This is a genomic window from Pseudomonas entomophila, from assembly GCF_023277925.1.
Taxonomy (GTDB): domain Bacteria; phylum Pseudomonadota; class Gammaproteobacteria; order Pseudomonadales; family Pseudomonadaceae; genus Aquipseudomonas; species Aquipseudomonas entomophila_D.
The window spans coordinates 4,882,187-4,899,553 of the sequence record NZ_CP063832.1 but is presented as its reverse complement, the minus strand read 5'-3'; the positions used below and the strand labels follow the sequence as shown (position 1 = coordinate 4,899,553).

Sequence of the window (17,367 nt, the reverse complement as noted above, 5' to 3'; positions counted from 1 at the left end):
AAACACTACGTTCGGTGATTACGACGATCAGGCAGTCGCCTTGTCGTCCTTCTTAAGACTTGCAGGCGGCCAGTTGTCGAGGCGCATGCCGAGAGACAGACCACGGGAGGCCAGGACGTCCTTGATTTCAGTCAGGGACTTCTTGCCCAGGTTAGGAGTCTTCAACAGCTCTACTTCGGTACGCTGAATCAGGTCGCCGATGTAGTAGATGTTCTCCGCCTTGAGGCAGTTGGCCGAACGTACGGTCAGTTCCAGGTCGTCAACCGGGCGCAGCAGGATCGGATCGATCTCGTCTTCCTGCTCGACCACAACCGGCTCGCTGTCACCTTTGAGGTCGACGAACGCGGCCAACTGCTGTTGCAGGATGGTCGCGGCACGACGGATGGCCTCTTCAGGATCCAGGGTACCGTTGGTTTCCAGATCGATGACCAGCTTGTCCAGGTTGGTACGCTGTTCAACACGGGCGTTCTCGACCACATAGGCGATACGACGCACCGGGCTGAACGAAGCGTCCAGCTGAAGGCGACCAATGCTGCGGCTTTCATCTTCGTCGGTCTGACGGGAGTCGGCCGGCTCGTAACCGCGACCACGAGCTACGGTGAGCTTCATGTTCAGGGCGCCGTTGGACGCCAGGTTCGCGATTACGTGATCGGGGTTGACGATCTCGACATCGTGATCCAGCTGAATATCGGCAGCGGTAACCACCCCCGAACCCTTTTTCGACAAGGTCAGCGTAACTTCGTCACGACCGTGCAGTTTGATAGCCAGGCCTTTCAGGTTCAACAGGATTTCAATGACGTCTTCCTGTACACCTTCGATCGCGGAGTACTCATGGAGTACGCCGTCGATCTCGGCCTCGACTACTGCACAGCCAGGCATGGAGGACAACAGGATGCGGCGCAGCGCGTTGCCCAGGGTATGGCCGAAGCCACGCTCGAGAGGCTCGAGCGTGATCTTGGCGCGGGTTGGACTGACAACCTGCACATCGATGTGGCGGGGTGTCAGAAACTCATTTACCGAAATCTGCATGGATGCACCTATTTTCTAGCCCTTACTTGGAGTAGAGCTCGACAATCAGGTTTTCGTTGATGTCGGCGGACAGGTCGCTGCGAGCAGGAACGTTCTTGAAAACGCCCGACTTTTTAGCAGTATCCACGTCTACCCACTCAACGCGGCCACGCTGGGCGCACAGTTCAAGGGCTTGAACAATGCGCAGCTGGTTCAGCGACTTCTCGCGAACCGAGACCACGTCACCCGGACGAACTTGGTAGGATGGAATGTTCACAGTCTTACCGTTGACGCTGATCGCTTTGTGCGAAACCAGCTGGCGGGACTCGGAACGAGTCGAGCCGAAGCCCATACGGTAGACGACGTTATCCAGACGGCACTCGAGCATCTGCAGCAGGTTCTCACCAGTGGCGCCTTTCTTCGAGGCAGCCGCTTGGTAGTAACCGCGGAATTGACGCTCCAGCACGCCGTAGATACGACGGACTTTTTGTTTCTCGCGCAGCTGGGTACCGTAGTCGGACTGACGGCCACGGCGCTGGCCGTGGATACCTGGGGCTGCTTCGATGTTGCACTTCGATTCCAGAGCGCGAACGCCACTCTTCAGGAACAGGTCAGTGCCTTCACGGCGAGACAGTTTGCATTTTGGACCAATGTAACGTGCCATTTATCTGTCTCCTGATTACACGCGACGCTTCTTCGGCGGACGGCACCCGTTATGCGGGATTGGCGTCACGTCGGTGATGCTGGCGATCTTGTAGCCGCAGCTGTTCAGTGCACGAACGGCGGATTCACGACCTGGACCTGGACCCTTGACGTTGACGTCGAGGTTCTTCAGACCATATTCCAGCGCAGCTTGACCAGCACGCTCAGCAGCGATCTGGGCTGCGAACGGGGTGGATTTGCGCGAACCACGGAAACCCGAACCACCGGAAGTAGCCCAGGACAGTGCGTTGCCCTGACGGTCGGTGATGGTCACGATGGTGTTGTTGAAAGACGCATGGATGTGGGCGATGCCATCAACCACTGTCTTTTTGACTTTCTTACGAGGACGAGCAGCAGGTTTTGCCATGTCTATATTCCTGGGCGATTACTTGCGGATCGGCTTACGCGGGCCCTTACGGGTGCGTGCGTTGGTCTTGGTGCGCTGACCGCGAACCGGCAGACCTTTACGATGACGCAGGCCGCGGTAGCAACCCAGGTCCATCAAGCGCTTGATCTTCATGTTGATGTCACGACGCAGGTCACCTTCGGTGGTGAACTTCGCGACTTCGCCACGCAGGGTTTCGATTTGCTCGTCGCTCAGATCCTTGATCTTAGCGGCTGGGTTGACACCAGCGTCTGCACAGATCTTCTGTGCAGTTGTGCGACCGACACCATAGATGTAGGTCAGCGAGATAACAGTATGCTTGTTATCTGGAATGTTGACGCCTGCAATACGGGCCATTCAGTGGGACTCCAATTGACAGCTACCTACGCCCCGGAAGCCAAGAAATAGGGCGCGAGATAATATCGCTGTAGAAACGAATAATCAACCCAGCAGCACACTAGCTGCTGGGTTTGAAGCGCAGATCACACTCAGCCTTGGCGCTGCTTGTGACGCGGTTCCGCGCTGCAGATCACGCGCACGATACCTTCGCGACGAATGATCTTGCAGTTACGGCACAGCTTTTTCACCGATGCACGAACTTTCATTACCGACTCCTCGAACCTTAGGGGGCTAAATCAGCGCAGCAGACCGCTGCCGCCGTAGCCTTTCAGGTTGGCTTTCTTCATCAGGGATTCGTACTGGTGCGAAACGAGGTGCGATTGTACTTGGGACATGAAGTCCATCACAACCACTACCACAATCAGCAACGAGGTCCCGCCAAGGTAGAACGGCACGTTTGCTGCTACCACCAGGAACTGGGGCAGAAGGCAGACGGCCATCATGTAAAGAGCACCGAACATGGTCAAACGGGTCAGGACGCCATCAATGTAGCGTGCCGACTGCTCACCAGGACGGATACCCGGAATAAAGGCACCGGACTTCTTCAGGTTTTCCGCTACGTCTTTCGGGTTGAACATCAACGCTGTGTAGAAGAAGCAGAAGAAAATAATCCCTGCACTAAACAGCAGAATGTTCAACGGCTGACCAGGAGCGATCGACTGCGAGATGTCCTGCAGCCAGCCCATACCCTCGGACTGACCGAACCAGGCACCCAGCGAAGCCGGGAACAGCAGAATGCTGCTCGCGAAAATGGCCGGGATTACGCCCGCCATATTCACCTTCAGCGGCAGGTGGCTAGTCTGCGCAGCGAAGACCTTGCGGCCCTGCTGACGCTTGGCGTAGTGAACGGCGATACGACGCTGACCACGCTCAATGAACACCACGAAGCCGATAATCGCTACTGCCAGCAAACCGATAGCGACCAGGGCGAATATGTTGATATCGCCTGTGCGCGCAGACTCGAAAGACTGCCCGATTGCTCTCGGAAGACCGGCAACGATACCTGCGAAGATCAACATCGAGATACCGTTGCCCACACCGCGCTCGGTGATCTGCTCACCCAGCCACATCATGAACATCGCGCCTGCCACGAAGGTGGAGACGGCGACGACATGGAAGCCGAGGCCAGCAGAAAACGCCACGCCCTGGTTGGCCAGGCCAATGGACATGCCAATGGCTTGAACCAGCGCCAGGATAACGGTGCCGTAGCGGGTGTACTGGCTGATCTTGCGACGGCCAGCTTCACCTTCCTTCTTCAACTGCTCCAGCTGCGGGCTGACAGCGGTCATGAGCTGCATGATGATCGACGCCGAGATGTACGGCATGATCCCCAGTGCAAAAATGCTCATGCGCTCCAGCGCGCCGCCGGAAAACATGTTGAACAAGCTAAGAATGGTCCCCTCATTCTGCCGGAACAGATCCGCAAGACGGTCCGGGTTAATGCCTGGTACCGGGATGTGCGCGCCGATTCGATAGACGATGATCGCCATGAACAGAAAACGCAGACGAGCCCAGAGTTCCGACATCCCGCCCTTACCGAGCGAAGAGAGAGCACCTTGCTTAGCCATTTATTCCTCGAACTTGCCGCCAGCTGCTTCGATAGCCGCACGTGCACCTTTGGTGACGGCGATACCCTTGAGGGTGACTGCGCGAGTGACTTCGCCCGACAGCATGATTTTCACGCGCTGTACGTGCTGGCCGATCACGTTGGCGTCCTTGAGGGACTGAACGGTGATCAGATCGCCTTCCACCTTGGCCAGCTCGGACAGACGCACTTCAGCGCGGTCCATGGCCTTGAGGGAGACGAAGCCGAACTTCGGCAGGCGACGGTGCAGCGGCTGTTGACCGCCTTCGAAGCCTGGAGCAATGGAACCACCGGAACGGGAGGTCTGACCTTTGTGGCCGCGACCACCGGTCTTACCCAGACCGCTACCGATACCACGGCCCGGACGGTGCTTCTCGCGACGGGAACCCGGCGCTGGACTCAGATCATTGAGTTTCATCGATTAACCCTCGACCTTCAGCATGTAGTAGGCCTTGTTGATCATCCCGCGGTTCTCGGGAGTATCCTGGACTTCTACAGTGTGACCGATACGACGCAGACCCAGGCCCTTGACGCACAGCTTGTGGTTAGGGATACGGCCCGAGACGCTCTTGATCAGCGTTACTTTTACGGTTGCCATGATCAGAAGATCTCCTCGACAGTCTTGCCGCGCTTGGCAGCAATGGACTCAGGGGATTGCATGGCTTTCAGACCCTTGAAGGTGGCATGAACCACGTTCACTGGGTTGGTCGAACCGTAGCACTTGGCCAGGACGTTCTGAACACCAGCAACTTCCAGGACGGCACGCATTGCGCCGCCGGCGATGATACCGGTACCTTCCGAGGCAGGCTGCATGTAGACCTTCGAGGCGCCGTGGGCGGCCTTGGTGGCGTACTGCAGGGTGGTGCCTTTCAGGTCAACCTGAATCATGTTGCGACGAGCAGCTTCCATGGCTTTCTGGATCGCGGCTGGTACTTCGCGCGATTTGCCACGGCCGAAGCCAACACGACCCTTGCCATCACCTACCACGGTCAGCGCGGTGAAGGTGAAGATACGGCCGCCTTTTACGGTTTTGGCTACGCGGTTAACTTGAACCAGCTTCTCGATGTAGCCTTCGTCGCGCTTTTGATCGTTATTTGCCATAACTTAGAACTCCAGCCCGCCTTCACGAGCAGCATCAGCCAGCGCTTTGACGCGGCCATGGTACTTGAAGCCGGAACGGTCAAAGGCAACTTGAGATACACCGGCGGCTTTCGCGCGCTCAGCTACCAGCTTGCCAACCTTAGTGGCCGCGTCGATGTTGCCAGTGGCGCCATCACGCAGTTCTTTGTCCAAGGTCGAGGCACTTGCCAGAACCTTGCTGCCGTCGGCCGAAATGACCTGGGCGTAGATGTGCTGCGAGGAGCGGAACACGCACAGACGCACGGCTTCGAGCTCGTGCATTTTCAGGCGTGCTTTGCGAGCGCGACGCAGTCGAGTAACTTTTTTGTCGGTCATTTGCTAGGCCCTACTTCTTCTTGGCTTCTTTACGACGGACTACTTCGTCCGCGTAACGCACACCCTTGCCCTTGTAAGGCTCTGGCGGACGGAAACCGCGGACTTCAGCGGCCACCTGACCTACCAGCTGCTTGTCGATACCCTTGATCAGGATGTCGGTCTGGCTTGGGGTTTCAGCGGTGATACCAGCTGGCAGTTCGTAATCCACTGGATGCGAGAAGCCCAGAGCCAGGTTCAGGACGGTGCCTTTGGCCTGTGCCTTGTAACCAACACCGACCAGCTGGAGCTTGCGCTCGAAGCCTTGGCTTACGCCTTGGACCATGTTGTTCACCAGGGCGCGGGTGGTACCGGCCATGGCGCGAGCTTGCTGGTCACCGTTGCGAGCGGAGAAACGCAGCTCACCAGCTTCTTCGGTAACTTCAACAGACGAGTGAACGTTCAGTTCGAGAGTGCCCTTGGCACCCTTCACCGAAAGCTGCTGACCGGCGAATTTGACTTCGACGCCTGCTGGCAGCTTAACGGGGTTCTTAGCGACGCGAGACATGCCTATCTCCCCTTAGAACACTGTGCACAGAACTTCGCCGCCGACACCGGCAGCGCGCGCAGCGCGGTCAGTCATCACACCTTTGTTGGTGGAGACGATAGACACGCCCAGGCCGCCACGTACTTTCGGCAGCTCGGTAACGGCCTTGTACTGGCGCAGGCCAGGACGGCTGGAACGCTTCAGTTCCTCAATGACCGGACGGCCTTCGAAGTACTTCAGTTCGATCGACAGAGAAGGCTTGGCTTCGCCAGTGACTTCATAGCCGGCGATGTAACCTTCGTCTTTCAGTACTTTGGCAACCGCGACCTTCAGGGTGGAGGAAGGCATGCTTACGACAGACTTTTCAGCCATCTGGGCATTACGGATGCGAGTTAGCATGTCCGCTAACGGGTCCTGCATACTCATGGGCTAGATGCTCCTGATACAAGAATTATTAGCCTTGCGGCTATCACAACCACCCAAACGCGCAGGGGAAAAAACCCAGGCTCGGGTGAGCCGGTCATTCTAGACACAAGGTAGAAACGAAACAAGCCCCATATAGGGGCTTGTTTCGTTGCGAGGTCACCGGCGGTCGGAAGATCACTCCCCTTCCGCCGGCGGTCACGCCAACTGAATTACCAGCTGGCCTTGACCAGACCTGGCACGTCACCACGCATGGCGGCTTCGCGCAGCTTGTTACGGCCGAGGCCGAACTTGCGGTACACGCCGTGCGGACGACCGGTCAGGCGGCAACGGTTACGCAGGCGCGAGGCACTGGCGTCACGTGGTTGCTTCTGCAGAGCGACAACGGCAGCGAAACGCTCTTCTGGAGAGGCGTTCAGGTTGACGATGGTCGCTTTCAGCTCAGCACGCTTCTTAGCGAACTTGGCTACCGTGAGCTGACGCTTCAGCTCGCGGTTTTTCATGCTCTTCTTGGCCATTTTCCTACTCCAATCAGTTGCGGAACGGGAACTTGAATGCACGCAGCAGAGCGCGGCCTTCGTCGTCCGAACGAGCAGTGGTGGTCAGGGTGATGTCCAAACCGCGCAGAGCATCGATCTTGTCGTAGTCGATTTCCGGGAAGATGATCTGCTCTTTCACGCCCATGCTGTAGTTGCCACGACCGTCGAAGGACTTGGCATTCAGGCCGCGGAAGTCGCGAACCCGAGGCAGGGAGATCGCCAGCAGGCGGTCCAGGAATTCGTACATCTTGTCGCGACGCAGGGTCACCTTGACGCCGATCGGCCAGCCCTCACGGACTTTGAAGCCCGCGATGGATTTACGAGCGAAAGTCACAACCGGCTTTTGACCGGTGATCTTTTCCAGGTCGGCAACAGCGTGCTCGATGACTTTCTTGTCGCCGATCGCTTCGCCCAGACCCATGTTCAGGGTGATCTTGGTAACGCGCGGAACTTCCATCACGTTCGACAGCTTAAGTTCTTCCTTAAGCTTAGGAGCGATTTCGTTCCGGTAAATCTCTTTCAGTCGTGCCATGGTCTTCTACCTAGCAGTGTTCAAGCATCAACCGCTTTTTGGGTCGACTTGAAGACACGAATTTTCTTACCGTCTTCTACTTTGAAACCAACGCGGTCAGCCTTGTTGGTTTCACCGTTGAAGATGGCAACGTTGGAAGCGTGCAGAGGCGCTTCTTTCTCGACGATACCGCCCTGGACGCCCGCCATCGGGTTAGGCTTGGTATGACGCTTGACCAGGTTCACACCACCGATGACCAGACGGTCATCAGCCAGAACCTTCAGCACCTTACCGCGCTTACCTTTGTCTTTGCCGGCGATCACGATGATCTCGTCGTCACGACGAATCTTTTGCATGTCGGATCTCCTTAGAGCACTTCAGGGGCGAGCGAGACGATCTTCATGAACTTCTCGGTACGAAGTTCACGGGTCACTGGCCCGAAGATGCGAGTGCCGATCGGCTCTTGCTTGGTGTTCAGCAGAACAGCAGCGTTGCCGTCGAAACGAATGATGGAACCGTCAGCGCGACGTACACCGTGACGGGTACGGACGACAACAGCGGTCATCACTTGGCCTTTTTTGACCTTACCGCGCGGAATTGCTTCCTTGACGGTAACCTTGATGATGTCACCGATGCCGGCGTAACGGCGGTGAGAACCGCCGAGCACCTTGATGCACATGACGCGACGAGCGCCGCTGTTATCGGCCACATCGAGCATGGATTGAGTCTGAATCATAAAATTTCTCCGACCCCTAGCCCTTAGACTTCAACAGCGCGTTCGAGGACTTCAACCAGTGCCCAGGACTTGGTCTTGGCCAGCGGACGGGTTTCACGGATGGAAACCTTGTCGCCGATCTTGCACTGGTTGGATTCGTCGTGCGCGTGCAGCTTAGTCGAACGCTTAACGTATTTACCGTAGATCGGGTGCTTGACGCGACGCTCGATCAGAACGGTGATGGTCTTGTCCATTTTGTCGCTGACGACACGGCCAGTCAGCGTACGGACGGTTTTTTCAGCTTCAGCCATGATCACTTACCTGCCTGCTGGTTGAGCACAGTTTTCACGCGAGCGATGTCACGCTTAACTTGCGAGAGCAGGTGCGACTGCCCCAACTGGCCAGTTGCTTTCTGCATGCGCAGATTGAACTGGTCGCGCAGCAAGCCGAGCAGTTGCTCATTCAGTTGCTGTGCCGATTTTTCACGAAGTTCATTCGCTTTCATCACATCACCGTCCGCTTAACAAAGGAGGTGGCGAGAGGCAGCTTTGCAGCAGCCAGGGCGAAAGCTTCGCGCGCCAGCTCTTCAGAAACACCCTCGATCTCGTACAGGACTTTGCCTGGCTGGATCTGGGCAACCCAGTACTCCACGGAACCCTTACCTTTACCCATACGCACTTCGAGAGGCTTCTTGGTAACCGGCTTGTCCGGGAATACACGGATCCAGATCTTGCCGCCACGTTTTACGTGACGGGTCAGAGCACGACGTGCCGACTCGATCTGGCGGGCGGTGAGACGACCGCGAGCGACAGCTTTCAGAGCGAACTCGCCGAAGCTGACCTTGCTACCGCGCAGTGCCAGACCACGGTTGTGGCCAGTCATCTGCTTGCGGAATTTTGTACGCTTTGGTTGCAACATTTGGCGTACCCCTTACTTAGCAGCTTTTTTACGAGGCGCTGGTGCTTGAGGCTTCAGCTCTTCCTGGCGACCACCAATCACTTCGCCTTTGAAGATCCAAACCTTCACACCGATCACACCGTAGGTGGTGTGAGCTTCGTAGGTGTTGTAGTCGATATCGGCACGCAGGGTGTGCAGAGGCACACGACCTTCGCGATACCACTCGGTACGTGCGATCTCGGCACCGCCGAGACGACCGCTCACCTGGATCTTGATGCCTTTGGCACCAATACGCATGGCGTTCTGCACGGCGCGCTTCATGGCGCGACGGAACATAACGCGGCGTTCCAGCTGCTGGGCAACGCTCTGAGCAACCAGCATGGCGTCGAGTTCCGGCTTGCGGATCTCTTCGATGTTGATGTGCACAGGCACACCCATCTGCTTGGTCAGGTCCTGACGCAGTTTCTCAACATCTTCACCTTTCTTACCGATAACGATACCGGGACGAGCGGTGTGGATGGTGATGCGTGCAGTTTGAGCCGGACGATGAATATCGATACGGCTTACGGACGCGCTTTTTAGTTTGTCTTGGAGGTACTCACGCGTCTGCAGATCCTTCAACAGGTAATCTGCGTAAGTCGCGCCGTCTGCGTACCAGACGGAGGTGTGCTCCTTGACGATTCCCAGGCGAATGCCAGTGGGATGTACTTTCTGACCCATCTGATCGACTCCGTTACTTGTCCGCAACCTTGACAGTGATATGGCAAGACCGCTTGACGATGCGATCAGCGCGGCCTTTAGCACGCGGCATGATGCGCTTCAGCGAACGCCCTTCGTTGACGAAGACGGTGGAGACCTTCAGGTCATCAACGTCTGCGCCTTCGTTGTGTTCGGCGTTGGCAACGGCCGACTCGAGGACTTTCTTCATGATTTCAGCGGCTTTTTTGCTGCTGAAGGCCAACAGGTTGAGCGCTTCGCCCACCTTCTTCCCGCGGATCTGGTCGGCGACCAAGCGGGCTTTCTGGGCGGAGATGCGAGCGCCCGACAACTTAGCGGCTACTTCCATTTCCTTACCCCTTAACGCTTGGCTTTCTTGTCAGCCACGTGCCCGCGGTAGGTGCGGGTACCGGCGAACTCGCCCAGTTTGTGGCCGACCATGTCTTCGTTCACGAGAACTGGGACGTGTTGGCGACCGTTGTGTACCGCGATGGTCAGACCGACCATTTGTGGCAGGATCATCGAACGGCGCGACCAGGTTTTAACTGGCTTGCGATCGTTCTTCTCCACCGCCACTTCGACCTTCTTCAGCAGGTGAAGATCGATAAAAGGACCTTTTTTCAGAGAACGTGGCACTGTCGTATCCCTCTAGTTACTTGCGACGACGGACGATCATGTTGTCGGTACGCTTATTACCGCGGGTTTTAGCACCCTTGGTTGGGAAGCCCCATGGCGATACCGGATGACGACCACCGGAGGTACGACCTTCACCACCACCATGCGGGTGGTCAACCGGGTTCATGGCAACACCACGAACGGTTGGGCGAACGCCGCGCCAGCGTTTGGCACCCGCTTTACCCAGCGAACGCAGGCTGTGCTCGGAGTTCGAGACTTCGCCCAGGGTCGCACGGCACTCAGCCAGTACTTTACGCATTTCGCCAGAGCGAAGACGCAGAGTCACGTAGACGCCTTCACGCGCGATCAGCTGAGCGGAAGCACCAGCAGAACGAGCGATCTGAGCACCTTTACCCGGCTTCAGTTCGATGCCGTGAACGGTGCTACCTACTGGGATGTTGCGCAGCTGCAGGGAGTTACCGGCCTTGATTGGGGCCAGTGCACCTGCGATCAGCTGGTCGCCAGCACTCACGCCTTTAGGGGCGATGATGTAGCGACGCTCACCGTCTGCGTAGCACAGCAGGGCGATGTGAGCAGTACGGTTCGGGTCGTATTCGATACGCTCGACAGTGGCTGGAATGCCATCTTTGTCGTTGCGACGGAAGTCGACCAGACGGTAATGCTGCTTATGACCACCACCAACGTGACGAGTGGTGATGCGGCCATTGTTGTTACGACCACCAGACTTCGATTTTTTCTCGATCAGCGGTGCGTGAGGAGCGCCTTTGTGCAGCTCCTTGTTGACCACCTTGACCACAAAACGGCGGCCAGGGGAAGTCGGTTTGCATTTAACGATTGCCATGATGCACCCCTTCCTTACTCAGCACTGCTGCTGAAATCGAGATCTTGGCCTGGCTGAAGGGAGACGATCGCCTTCTTCCAGTCATTACGCTTGCCCAGACCACGTGCGGTACGCTTGGTTTTACCCAGAACGTTAACAGTCGACACGTTTTCAACTTTTACGTTGAACAGGCCTTCGACAGCTTTCTTGATTTCCAGCTTGGTTGCATCGGTAGCAACCTTGAATACGAACTGACCTTTTTTCTCAGCCAGAACGGTAGCCTTCTCGGAAACGTGCGGGCCAAGGAGGACTTTGAATACGCGTTCCTGGTTCATCCCAGCAGCTCCTCGAATTTCTTCACGGCCGAGACAGTGATCAACACTTTCTCGTATGCGATCAGACTGACCGGGTCGGAACCTTGAACGTCACGTACGTCGACGTGCGGCAGGTTGCGAGCAGCCAGGTACAGGTTCTGATCAACAGCGTCGGAAACGATCAGAACGTCGTTCAGACCCATGCCGTTCAGCTTGTTCAGCAGATCCTTGGTTTTCGGTGCTTCAACAGCGAAGTCCTGAACCACGACCAGACGGTCGCTACGCACCAGCTCGGCGAGGATGGAGCGCAGGGCTGCGCGGTACATCTTCTTGTTGAGCTTCTGCGAGTGATCTTGAGGACGAGCTGCGAAGGTTACACCACCGCCACGCCAGATCGGACCACGGGTAGTACCGGCACGAGCGCGGCCAGTACCTTTCTGACGCCATGGGCGCTTACCGCCACCGGCCACGTCAGAACGGGTCTTCTGCTGCTTGGTGCCCTGACGGCCGCCGGCCATATAGGCCACGACTGCTTGGTGTACCAGCGTCTCGTTGAATTCGCCACCGAAGGTCAGTTCGGAAACTTCGATCGCCTGAGCGTCATTTACATTAAGTTGCATGTCAGTTTCCCCTTAACCGCGAGCCTTGACAGCCGGACGCACGACCACGTCGCCGCCAGTAGCGCCTGGGACGGCACCCTTGATCAGCAGCAGGTTGCGTTCAGCGTCTACGCGTACTACTTCCAGGGACTGAACAGTCACGCGCTCGGCGCCCATGTGACCGGACATTTTCTTGCCCTTGAATACACGACCAGGAGTCTGGCACTGGCCGATGGAGCCAGGGACACGGTGCGATACGGAGTTACCGTGGGTATTGTCCTGACCACGGAAGTTCCAACGCTTGATGGTACCGGCGAAGCCTTTACCTTTGGACTGACCGGTTACGTCTACCAGCTGGCCTGCAGTGAAGAGTTCAGCTTTGATCAGATCGCCAGCCTGGAAATCGCCTTCTTCAAGACGGAACTCCCAGACACCGCGACCAGCGGCAACGTTAGCCTTGGCGAAGTGGCCTGCCTGAGCGGCAGTCACACGCGAAGCACGACGCTCGCCGACAGTGACTTGCACTGCACGGTAGCCATCGGTTTCTTCAGTTTTGAACTGGGTGACGCGATTCGGCTCGATCTCGATGACCGTGACCGGAATGGAGACACCTTCTTCGGTGAAAATACGGGTCATGCCCGCTTTTCGACCGACTACACCAATAGTCATGTTGTAAACCTCATGAGTGTACGGGGCTTTCACCCGCTATGGCCGCCCATTTCAGAGCGTTACACGACCAGACCGAAGTCTTAGCCGAGGCTGATCTGCACTTCCACGCCTGCCGCGAGATCAAGCTTCATCAGCGCATCAACGGTTTTATCCGTTGGCTGGACGATGTCCAGAACACGCTTATGAGTGCGAATCTCGTACTGATCACGCGCGTCCTTGTTGACGTGCGGGGAGATCAGAACGGTGAAACGCTCTTTGCGGGTTGGCAGTGGAATTGGACCACGCACTTGTGCACCAGTACGTTTCGCGGTTTCCACGATTTCCTGGGTGGATTGGTCGATCAGGCGATGGTCGAAAGCCTTCAACCTGATACGGATTTGCTGATTTTGCATTGGATTTCAGACTCCAGGCTGTTCCCATCGGGCGCACTACGCCCGTTAAAAGGAGGCGTGATTCTATAGACGCCCCAATTTAGTGTCAACCCAATAAAAAAAACCCCCGCTGAGCGGGGGTTTTTTCAACCGATCGAGTGATTACTCGATGATTTTGGCTACGACGCCGGCGCCGACGGTACGACCGCCTTCACGGATGGCGAAGCGCAGACCGTCTTCCATTGCGATGGTCTTGATCAGGGTGACAGTCATCTGAATGTTGTCACCTGGCATTACCATCTCAACGCCTTCCGGCAGTTCGCAGTTACCGGTCACGTCAGTGGTACGGAAGTAGAACTGAGGACGGTAGCCTTTGAAGAACGGAGTGTGACGGCCGCCTTCTTCCTTCGACAGGACGTAGACTTCTGCGGTGAACTTGGTGTGCGGCTTGACCGAACCTGGCTTGACCAGAACCTGGCCACGCTCAACGTCGTCACGCTTGGTACCACGCAGCAGGACGCCGCAGTTCTCGCCAGCACGACCTTCGTCCAGCAGCTTGCGGAACATCTCAACGCCGGTGCAGGTGGTGGTGGTGGTGTCACGCAGACCAACGATTTCCAGCGGGTCTTGAACGCGGACGATACCACGCTCGATACGACCGGTAACAACGGTACCACGACCCGAGATCGAGAATACGTCTTCGATCGGCATCAGGAACGGCTGGTCGATGGCACGAACTGGCTCAGGGATGTAGGCATCCAGAGTTTCTACCAGCTTCTTGACAGCGGTAGTGCCCATTTCGTTGTCGTCTTTGCCTTCCAGGGCCATACGAGCCGAACCGATGATGATCGGAGTGTCGTCGCCTGGGAAGTCGTAGGTGGACAGCAGGTCGCGAACTTCCATCTCGACCAGCTCCAGCAGCTCAGCGTCGTCTACCAGGTCAGCCTTGTTCAGGAAGACCACGATGTACGGAACGCCAACCTGACGGGACAGCAGGATGTGCTCACGGGTTTGTGGCATCGGACCATCGGCGGCCGAGCAAACCAGGATCGCGCCGTCCATCTGGGCAGCACCGGTGATCATGTTCTTCACGTAGTCAGCGTGACCTGGGCAGTCAACGTGAGCGTAGTGACGAATGTTCGAGTTGTACTCGACGTGAGCGGTGTTGATGGTGATACCGCGCGCTTTTTCTTCTGGAGCCGAGTCGATCTTGTCGAACTCAACGACGGCCGAACCGAAAACTTCGGAGCAGACGCGGGTCAGAGCTGCGGTCAGAGTGGTCTTACCGTGGTCAACGTGGCCGATGGTGCCGACGTTAACGTGGGGAAGGGAACGATCAAATTTTTCTTTAGCCACGACAGTGAACCTCTTGCCTAAAGGGGATTAGCCTTGTTTTTTAACGAGTGCTTCGACGATGTTCGACGGAGCTTCGGCGTATTTGGAGAATTCCATGGAGTAGCTTGCGCGACCCTGAGACATGGAACGAACGTCGGTCGCGTAACCGAACATCTCTCCGAGCGGTACCTCAGCAGTGATTACCTTGCCGGACACCGAGTCTTCATTACCCTGGATCATCCCGCGACGACGGCTCAGGTCACCCATCACGTCACCCAGGTAGTCTTCCGGGGTTACAACTTCGACCTTCATGATCGGCTCAAGTACCACGCCACCGCCCTTCTGGGCCAGTTGCTTGGTCGCCATCGAAGCGGCGATCTTGAACGCCATTTCGTTGGAGTCGACGTCGTGGTACGAACCGTCAAATACCGTAGCCTTCAGGCCGAGCAGCGGATAGCCGGCAACAACGCCGTTTTTCATCTGCTCTTCGATACCCTTCTGGATCGGGGCGATGAATTCCTTAGGAATCACACCACCAACGACTTCGTTGGTGAACACCAGACCTTCGGTGATGTTGCCCTTGTCGTCCACGTCCGGCTCCGAGAAACGGATCCAGCAGTGACCGAACTGACCACGACCACCCGACTGACGAACGAACTTGCCTTCGATCTCGACGTTGGACTTGGTGATCTTCTCGCGGTACGAAACCTGCGGCTTGCCGACGTTGCACTCGACGTTGAATTCGCGCTTCATGCGGTCAACGAGGATGTCCAGGTGCAGCTCACCCATACCGGAGATGATGGTCTGGCCGGTTTCTTCGTCGGTCTTGACGCGGAACGACGGGTCTTCCTGGGCCAGCTTGCCCAGAGCGATACCCATCTTCTCCTGGTCAGCCTTGGTTTTCGGCTCTACGGAGAGCGAAATCACCGGCTCAGGGAAGTCCATACGCTCGAGGATGATCGGCTTGTCGGCGTTGCACAAGGTGTCACCGGTGGTGACGTCCTTCATGCCGATCAGAGCAGCGATGTCGCCAGCGCGTACTTCTTTGATCTCTTCACGCTGGTTGGCGTGCATCTGCACCATACGACCAACGCGCTCTTTCTTGCCCTTGACCGAGTTGATGACGGAGTCACCGGAGGTCAGGAAGCCCGAGTAGACGCGAACGAAGGTCAGAGTGCCCACGAACGGGTCGGTGGCAATCTTGAACGCCAGGGCCGAGAACGGCTCGTTGTCGTCAGCAGGACGCTCGTCGTACTGCTCTGGGGTGACTTCGTCCTTCGGCACGTCGATCAGGTCAGGGTGGATACCCTTGATCGCCGGGATTTCGGTCGGAGCAGGCAGGAAGTCGATAACGGCGTCGAGAACCAGGGGAACGCCCTTGTTCTTGAACGAGGAACCGCAGACAGCAGGAACGATCTCGCTCGCGAGGGTACGGGCGCGCAGACCAGCCTTGATGTCTTCGACGGACAGGTCACCTTCTTCAAGGTACTTGTTCATCAGCTCTTCGTTGGCCTCGGCAGCAGCCTCAACCATGTTGCTGCGCCATTCGTTGGCCAGGTCCACCAGCTCGGCAGGAATTTCTTCCTCGCGGTAGGTAGTACCTTTGTCGTCATCGTTCCAGTAGATGGCTTTCATCTTGATCAGGTCAACCTGACCCTGGAAGTCATCTTCAGCACCGATAGCCAGCTGGACCGGAACCGGGGTGTGCCCCAGACGGTTCTTGATCTGGCCGACAACGCGCAGGAAGTTTGCACCGGCACGGTCCATCTTGTTCACGTAGACAACACGTGGAACGCCGTACTTGTTGGCCTGACGCCATACGGTTTCGGACTGCGGCTCAACGCCGGAGGTACCGCAGAACACAACGACCGCGCCGTCGAGTACACGCAGCGAACGCTCTACTTCAATGGTGAAGTCAACGTGGCCGGGGGTATCGATGACGTTTACGCGGTAGTTGTCGTACTGACCACGGGAACCTTTCCAGAAGGTGGTAACGGCAGCGGAGGTAATGGTGATACCGCGCTCCTGCTCCTGCACCATCCAGTCGGTGGTCGCGGCGCCGTCGTGCACCTCGCCCATCTTGTGGCTCAGACCTGTGTAGAACAGGATCCGCTCGGTAGTGGTAGTCTTGCCCGCGTCAACGTGCGCGCAGATACCAATGTTACGGTAGCGGTTAATTGCTGTAGTACGAGCCATAAAGCCCTCGCAAAATGATTGATGCTTGAATTAGAAGCGGTAGTGCGAGAACGCTTTGTTGGCTTCAGCCATACGGTGAACGTCTTCACGCTTCTTGACTGCAGCACCCTTGCCTTCAGCAGCATCCAGCAGCTCGCCAGCCAGGCGCAGAGCCATCGACTTCTCGCCGCGCTTGCGGGCGTAGTCTACGAGCCAGCGCATTGCCAGAGCGTTACGACGGGACGGACGAACTTCAACCGGGACCTGGTAAGTGGCACCGCCGACACGGCGGGACTTTACTTCGACCAGCGGAGCGATGGCGTCGAGAGCTTTCTCGAAGATTTCCAGGGGGTCGCTGTTCTTGCGTGCTTTGACGGTATCCAGGGCACCGTAAACGATGCGCTCGGCTACGGCCTTCTTGCCGCTTTCCATCACGTGGTTCATGAACTTGGCGAGGATCTGGGATCCGTACTTCGGATCGTCAAGGATCTCACGTTTTGCTGCTACACGACGTCTTGGCATGATAAGCCCTCAAACGGTCTTCAGGTTAGCCCGGGACCAGGTCTATTCGACCCACGCCCGACCTTAC

At 57.0% G+C, this 17,367-nt stretch carries 30 protein-coding genes; all 30 read right to left on the bottom strand.

What is annotated here, in order from left to right; translation table 11 throughout:
* Positions 1-27 precede the first annotated feature (27 nt).
* The gene (locus IM733_RS21820) at positions 28-1,029 is read right to left on the bottom strand and encodes a DNA-directed RNA polymerase subunit alpha (protein WP_003255452.1); all 1,002 of its coding nucleotides are present in this window, start codon (positions 1,027-1,029) and stop codon (positions 28-30) included.
* Positions 1,030-1,051: 22 nt separating this feature from the next.
* Positions 1,052-1,672, bottom strand: a complete 621-nt coding sequence (rpsD, locus tag IM733_RS21815) for a 30S ribosomal protein S4 (RefSeq protein ID WP_248918421.1) — start codon at positions 1,670-1,672, stop codon at positions 1,052-1,054.
* Positions 1,673-1,687: 15 nt separating this feature from the next.
* Positions 1,688-2,077: a 30S ribosomal protein S11 gene (gene rpsK, locus IM733_RS21810; protein WP_003255454.1), complete on the bottom strand. Its 390-nt coding sequence runs from the start codon at positions 2,075-2,077 to the stop codon at positions 1,688-1,690.
* 18 nt (positions 2,078-2,095) lie between these two features.
* Complete coding sequence (rpsM, locus tag IM733_RS21805; RefSeq protein WP_003255457.1) at positions 2,096-2,452, bottom strand: 30S ribosomal protein S13; 357 nt, start codon at positions 2,450-2,452, stop codon at positions 2,096-2,098.
* A 131-nt stretch (positions 2,453-2,583) separates the two neighbouring features.
* Complete coding sequence (gene rpmJ, locus IM733_RS21800; protein ID WP_011531897.1) at positions 2,584-2,700, bottom strand: 50S ribosomal protein L36; 117 nt, start codon at positions 2,698-2,700, stop codon at positions 2,584-2,586.
* A gap of 30 nt (positions 2,701-2,730) precedes the next feature.
* On the bottom strand, positions 2,731-4,062 hold the full coding sequence (gene secY / locus IM733_RS21795; RefSeq protein ID WP_003255459.1) for a preprotein translocase subunit SecY: 1,332 nt from the start codon (positions 4,060-4,062) through the stop codon (positions 2,731-2,733).
* The gene (gene rplO, locus IM733_RS21790; protein WP_011531896.1) at positions 4,063-4,497 is read right to left on the bottom strand and encodes a 50S ribosomal protein L15; all 435 of its coding nucleotides are present in this window, start codon (positions 4,495-4,497) and stop codon (positions 4,063-4,065) included.
* 3 nt (positions 4,498-4,500) lie between these two features.
* Complete coding sequence (rpmD, locus tag IM733_RS21785) at positions 4,501-4,677, bottom strand: 50S ribosomal protein L30 (RefSeq protein WP_011531895.1); 177 nt, start codon at positions 4,675-4,677, stop codon at positions 4,501-4,503.
* 2 nt (positions 4,678-4,679) lie between these two features.
* Positions 4,680-5,180, bottom strand: coding sequence for a 30S ribosomal protein S5 (gene rpsE / locus IM733_RS21780; protein WP_011531894.1), 501 nt, complete (start codon positions 5,178-5,180; stop codon positions 4,680-4,682).
* Between the two features lie 3 nt (positions 5,181-5,183).
* A complete protein-coding gene (gene rplR / locus IM733_RS21775) occupies positions 5,184-5,534 on the bottom strand; it encodes a 50S ribosomal protein L18 (RefSeq protein ID WP_011531893.1) in 351 nt (116 codons plus the stop codon).
* A 10-nt stretch (positions 5,535-5,544) separates the two neighbouring features.
* Positions 5,545-6,078, bottom strand: a complete 534-nt coding sequence (gene rplF, locus IM733_RS21770) for a 50S ribosomal protein L6 (protein WP_011531892.1) — start codon at positions 6,076-6,078, stop codon at positions 5,545-5,547.
* A gap of 12 nt (positions 6,079-6,090) precedes the next feature.
* Entirely contained in the window at positions 6,091-6,483 is a 393-nt protein-coding gene (gene rpsH, locus IM733_RS21765; RefSeq protein WP_138221823.1) for a 30S ribosomal protein S8, read from the bottom strand.
* A 209-nt stretch (positions 6,484-6,692) separates the two neighbouring features.
* Positions 6,693-6,998: a 30S ribosomal protein S14 gene (gene rpsN, locus IM733_RS21760; protein ID WP_011531890.1), complete on the bottom strand. Its 306-nt coding sequence runs from the start codon at positions 6,996-6,998 to the stop codon at positions 6,693-6,695.
* A 13-nt stretch (positions 6,999-7,011) separates the two neighbouring features.
* Complete coding sequence (rplE, locus tag IM733_RS21755) at positions 7,012-7,551, bottom strand: 50S ribosomal protein L5 (RefSeq protein WP_003257095.1); 540 nt, start codon at positions 7,549-7,551, stop codon at positions 7,012-7,014.
* 20 nt (positions 7,552-7,571) lie between these two features.
* The gene (gene rplX, locus IM733_RS21750) at positions 7,572-7,886 is read right to left on the bottom strand and encodes a 50S ribosomal protein L24 (protein ID WP_003255476.1); all 315 of its coding nucleotides are present in this window, start codon (positions 7,884-7,886) and stop codon (positions 7,572-7,574) included.
* 11 nt (positions 7,887-7,897) lie between these two features.
* Positions 7,898-8,266: a 50S ribosomal protein L14 gene (gene rplN / locus IM733_RS21745; protein ID WP_008089810.1), complete on the bottom strand. Its 369-nt coding sequence runs from the start codon at positions 8,264-8,266 to the stop codon at positions 7,898-7,900.
* A gap of 23 nt (positions 8,267-8,289) precedes the next feature.
* On the bottom strand, positions 8,290-8,556 hold the full coding sequence (rpsQ, locus tag IM733_RS21740; RefSeq protein WP_008089812.1) for a 30S ribosomal protein S17: 267 nt from the start codon (positions 8,554-8,556) through the stop codon (positions 8,290-8,292).
* A 2-nt stretch (positions 8,557-8,558) separates the two neighbouring features.
* Entirely contained in the window at positions 8,559-8,750 is a 192-nt protein-coding gene (gene rpmC, locus IM733_RS21735; protein ID WP_002555481.1) for a 50S ribosomal protein L29, read from the bottom strand.
* Entirely contained in the window at positions 8,750-9,163 is a 414-nt protein-coding gene (gene rplP / locus IM733_RS21730; protein ID WP_009397508.1) for a 50S ribosomal protein L16, read from the bottom strand. The genes rpmC and rplP overlap by 1 nt, the downstream gene beginning before the upstream one ends.
* Before the next feature lie 12 nt (positions 9,164-9,175).
* A complete protein-coding gene (gene rpsC, locus IM733_RS21725; RefSeq protein ID WP_011531889.1) occupies positions 9,176-9,862 on the bottom strand; it encodes a 30S ribosomal protein S3 in 687 nt (228 codons plus the stop codon).
* Between the two features lie 13 nt (positions 9,863-9,875).
* Positions 9,876-10,208, bottom strand: coding sequence for a 50S ribosomal protein L22 (rplV, locus tag IM733_RS21720; RefSeq protein ID WP_003103908.1), 333 nt, complete (start codon positions 10,206-10,208; stop codon positions 9,876-9,878).
* A gap of 11 nt (positions 10,209-10,219) precedes the next feature.
* Positions 10,220-10,495: a 30S ribosomal protein S19 gene (gene rpsS, locus IM733_RS21715; protein ID WP_003255482.1), complete on the bottom strand. Its 276-nt coding sequence runs from the start codon at positions 10,493-10,495 to the stop codon at positions 10,220-10,222.
* Between the two features lie 16 nt (positions 10,496-10,511).
* Complete coding sequence (gene rplB, locus IM733_RS21710) at positions 10,512-11,336, bottom strand: 50S ribosomal protein L2 (protein ID WP_011531888.1); 825 nt, start codon at positions 11,334-11,336, stop codon at positions 10,512-10,514.
* A 14-nt stretch (positions 11,337-11,350) separates the two neighbouring features.
* A complete protein-coding gene (rplW, locus tag IM733_RS21705; RefSeq protein WP_003255484.1) occupies positions 11,351-11,650 on the bottom strand; it encodes a 50S ribosomal protein L23 in 300 nt (99 codons plus the stop codon).
* Positions 11,647-12,249, bottom strand: coding sequence for a 50S ribosomal protein L4 (rplD, locus tag IM733_RS21700; protein ID WP_008089819.1), 603 nt, complete (start codon positions 12,247-12,249; stop codon positions 11,647-11,649). Before rplD ends, rplW begins: the two co-directional genes overlap by 4 nt.
* 12 nt (positions 12,250-12,261) lie before the next feature.
* A complete protein-coding gene (gene rplC, locus IM733_RS21695) occupies positions 12,262-12,897 on the bottom strand; it encodes a 50S ribosomal protein L3 (RefSeq protein ID WP_011531887.1) in 636 nt (211 codons plus the stop codon).
* Between the two features lie 80 nt (positions 12,898-12,977).
* Complete coding sequence (gene rpsJ / locus IM733_RS21690; RefSeq protein WP_003103876.1) at positions 12,978-13,289, bottom strand: 30S ribosomal protein S10; 312 nt, start codon at positions 13,287-13,289, stop codon at positions 12,978-12,980.
* Between the two features lie 141 nt (positions 13,290-13,430).
* A complete protein-coding gene (tuf, locus tag IM733_RS21685; RefSeq protein WP_010951775.1) occupies positions 13,431-14,624 on the bottom strand; it encodes an elongation factor Tu in 1,194 nt (397 codons plus the stop codon).
* 27 nt (positions 14,625-14,651) lie between these two features.
* Positions 14,652-16,799 (bottom strand): elongation factor G, encoded by a 2,148-nt coding sequence (fusA, locus tag IM733_RS21680; RefSeq protein WP_248918420.1) that lies wholly within the window; start codon positions 16,797-16,799, stop codon positions 14,652-14,654.
* Positions 16,800-16,829: 30 nt separating this feature from the next.
* Complete coding sequence (gene rpsG / locus IM733_RS21675; protein ID WP_003246741.1) at positions 16,830-17,300, bottom strand: 30S ribosomal protein S7; 471 nt, start codon at positions 17,298-17,300, stop codon at positions 16,830-16,832.
* Positions 17,301-17,367: the final 67 nt, after the last annotated feature.

Coding starts and splice junctions, on each gene's coding strand:
- rpsG (WP_003246741.1), bottom strand. CDS start 17,300: ATGCCAAGACGTCGTGTAGCAGCAAAACGTGAGATCCTTGACGATCCG.
- rpsH (WP_138221823.1), bottom strand. CDS start 6,483: ATGAGTATGCAGGACCCGTTAGCGGACATGCTAACTCGCATCCGTAAT.
- rpsM (WP_003255457.1), bottom strand. CDS start 2,452: ATGGCCCGTATTGCAGGCGTCAACATTCCAGATAACAAGCATACTGTT.
- IM733_RS21820 (WP_003255452.1), bottom strand. CDS start 1,029: ATGCAGATTTCGGTAAATGAGTTTCTGACACCCCGCCACATCGATGTG.
- rplF (WP_011531892.1), bottom strand. CDS start 6,078: ATGTCTCGCGTCGCTAAGAACCCCGTTAAGCTGCCAGCAGGCGTCGAA.
- rplP (WP_009397508.1), bottom strand. CDS start 9,163: ATGTTGCAACCAAAGCGTACAAAATTCCGCAAGCAGATGACTGGCCAC.
- rpsJ (WP_003103876.1), bottom strand. CDS start 13,289: ATGCAAAATCAGCAAATCCGTATCAGGTTGAAGGCTTTCGACCATCGC.
- rplV (WP_003103908.1), bottom strand. CDS start 10,208: ATGGAAGTAGCCGCTAAGTTGTCGGGCGCTCGCATCTCCGCCCAGAAA.
- rplB (WP_011531888.1), bottom strand. CDS start 11,336: ATGGCAATCGTTAAATGCAAACCGACTTCCCCTGGCCGCCGTTTTGTG.
- rpsQ (WP_008089812.1), bottom strand. CDS start 8,556: ATGGCTGAAGCTGAAAAAACCGTCCGTACGCTGACTGGCCGTGTCGTC.
- rplC (WP_011531887.1), bottom strand. CDS start 12,897: ATGACTATTGGTGTAGTCGGTCGAAAAGCGGGCATGACCCGTATTTTC.
- secY (WP_003255459.1), bottom strand. CDS start 4,062: ATGGCTAAGCAAGGTGCTCTCTCTTCGCTCGGTAAGGGCGGGATGTCG.
- rplO (WP_011531896.1), bottom strand. CDS start 4,497: ATGAAACTCAATGATCTGAGTCCAGCGCCGGGTTCCCGTCGCGAGAAG.
- rplD (WP_008089819.1), bottom strand. CDS start 12,249: ATGCAACTTAATGTAAATGACGCTCAGGCGATCGAAGTTTCCGAACTG.
- rplW (WP_003255484.1), bottom strand. CDS start 11,650: ATGAACCAGGAACGCGTATTCAAAGTCCTCCTTGGCCCGCACGTTTCC.
- rplX (WP_003255476.1), bottom strand. CDS start 7,886: ATGCAAAAGATTCGTCGTGACGACGAGATCATCGTGATCGCCGGCAAA.
- fusA (WP_248918420.1), bottom strand. CDS start 16,799: ATGGCTCGTACTACAGCAATTAACCGCTACCGTAACATTGGTATCTGC.
- rpsC (WP_011531889.1), bottom strand. CDS start 9,862: ATGGGTCAGAAAGTACATCCCACTGGCATTCGCCTGGGAATCGTCAAG.
- rplN (WP_008089810.1), bottom strand. CDS start 8,266: ATGATTCAGACTCAATCCATGCTCGATGTGGCCGATAACAGCGGCGCT.
- rpmD (WP_011531895.1), bottom strand. CDS start 4,677: ATGGCAACCGTAAAAGTAACGCTGATCAAGAGCGTCTCGGGCCGTATC.
- rpsE (WP_011531894.1), bottom strand. CDS start 5,180: ATGGCAAATAACGATCAAAAGCGCGACGAAGGCTACATCGAGAAGCTG.
- rplE (WP_003257095.1), bottom strand. CDS start 7,551: ATGGCACGACTGAAAGAGATTTACCGGAACGAAATCGCTCCTAAGCTT.
- rpsN (WP_011531890.1), bottom strand. CDS start 6,998: ATGGCCAAGAAGAGCATGAAAAACCGCGAGCTGAAGCGTCAGCTCACG.
- rpmJ (WP_011531897.1), bottom strand. CDS start 2,700: ATGAAAGTTCGTGCATCGGTGAAAAAGCTGTGCCGTAACTGCAAGATC.
- rplR (WP_011531893.1), bottom strand. CDS start 5,534: ATGACCGACAAAAAAGTTACTCGACTGCGTCGCGCTCGCAAAGCACGC.
- rpmC (WP_002555481.1), bottom strand. CDS start 8,750: ATGAAAGCGAATGAACTTCGTGAAAAATCGGCACAGCAACTGAATGAG.
- rpsK (WP_003255454.1), bottom strand. CDS start 2,077: ATGGCAAAACCTGCTGCTCGTCCTCGTAAGAAAGTCAAAAAGACAGTG.
- rpsD (WP_248918421.1), bottom strand. CDS start 1,672: ATGGCACGTTACATTGGTCCAAAATGCAAACTGTCTCGCCGTGAAGGC.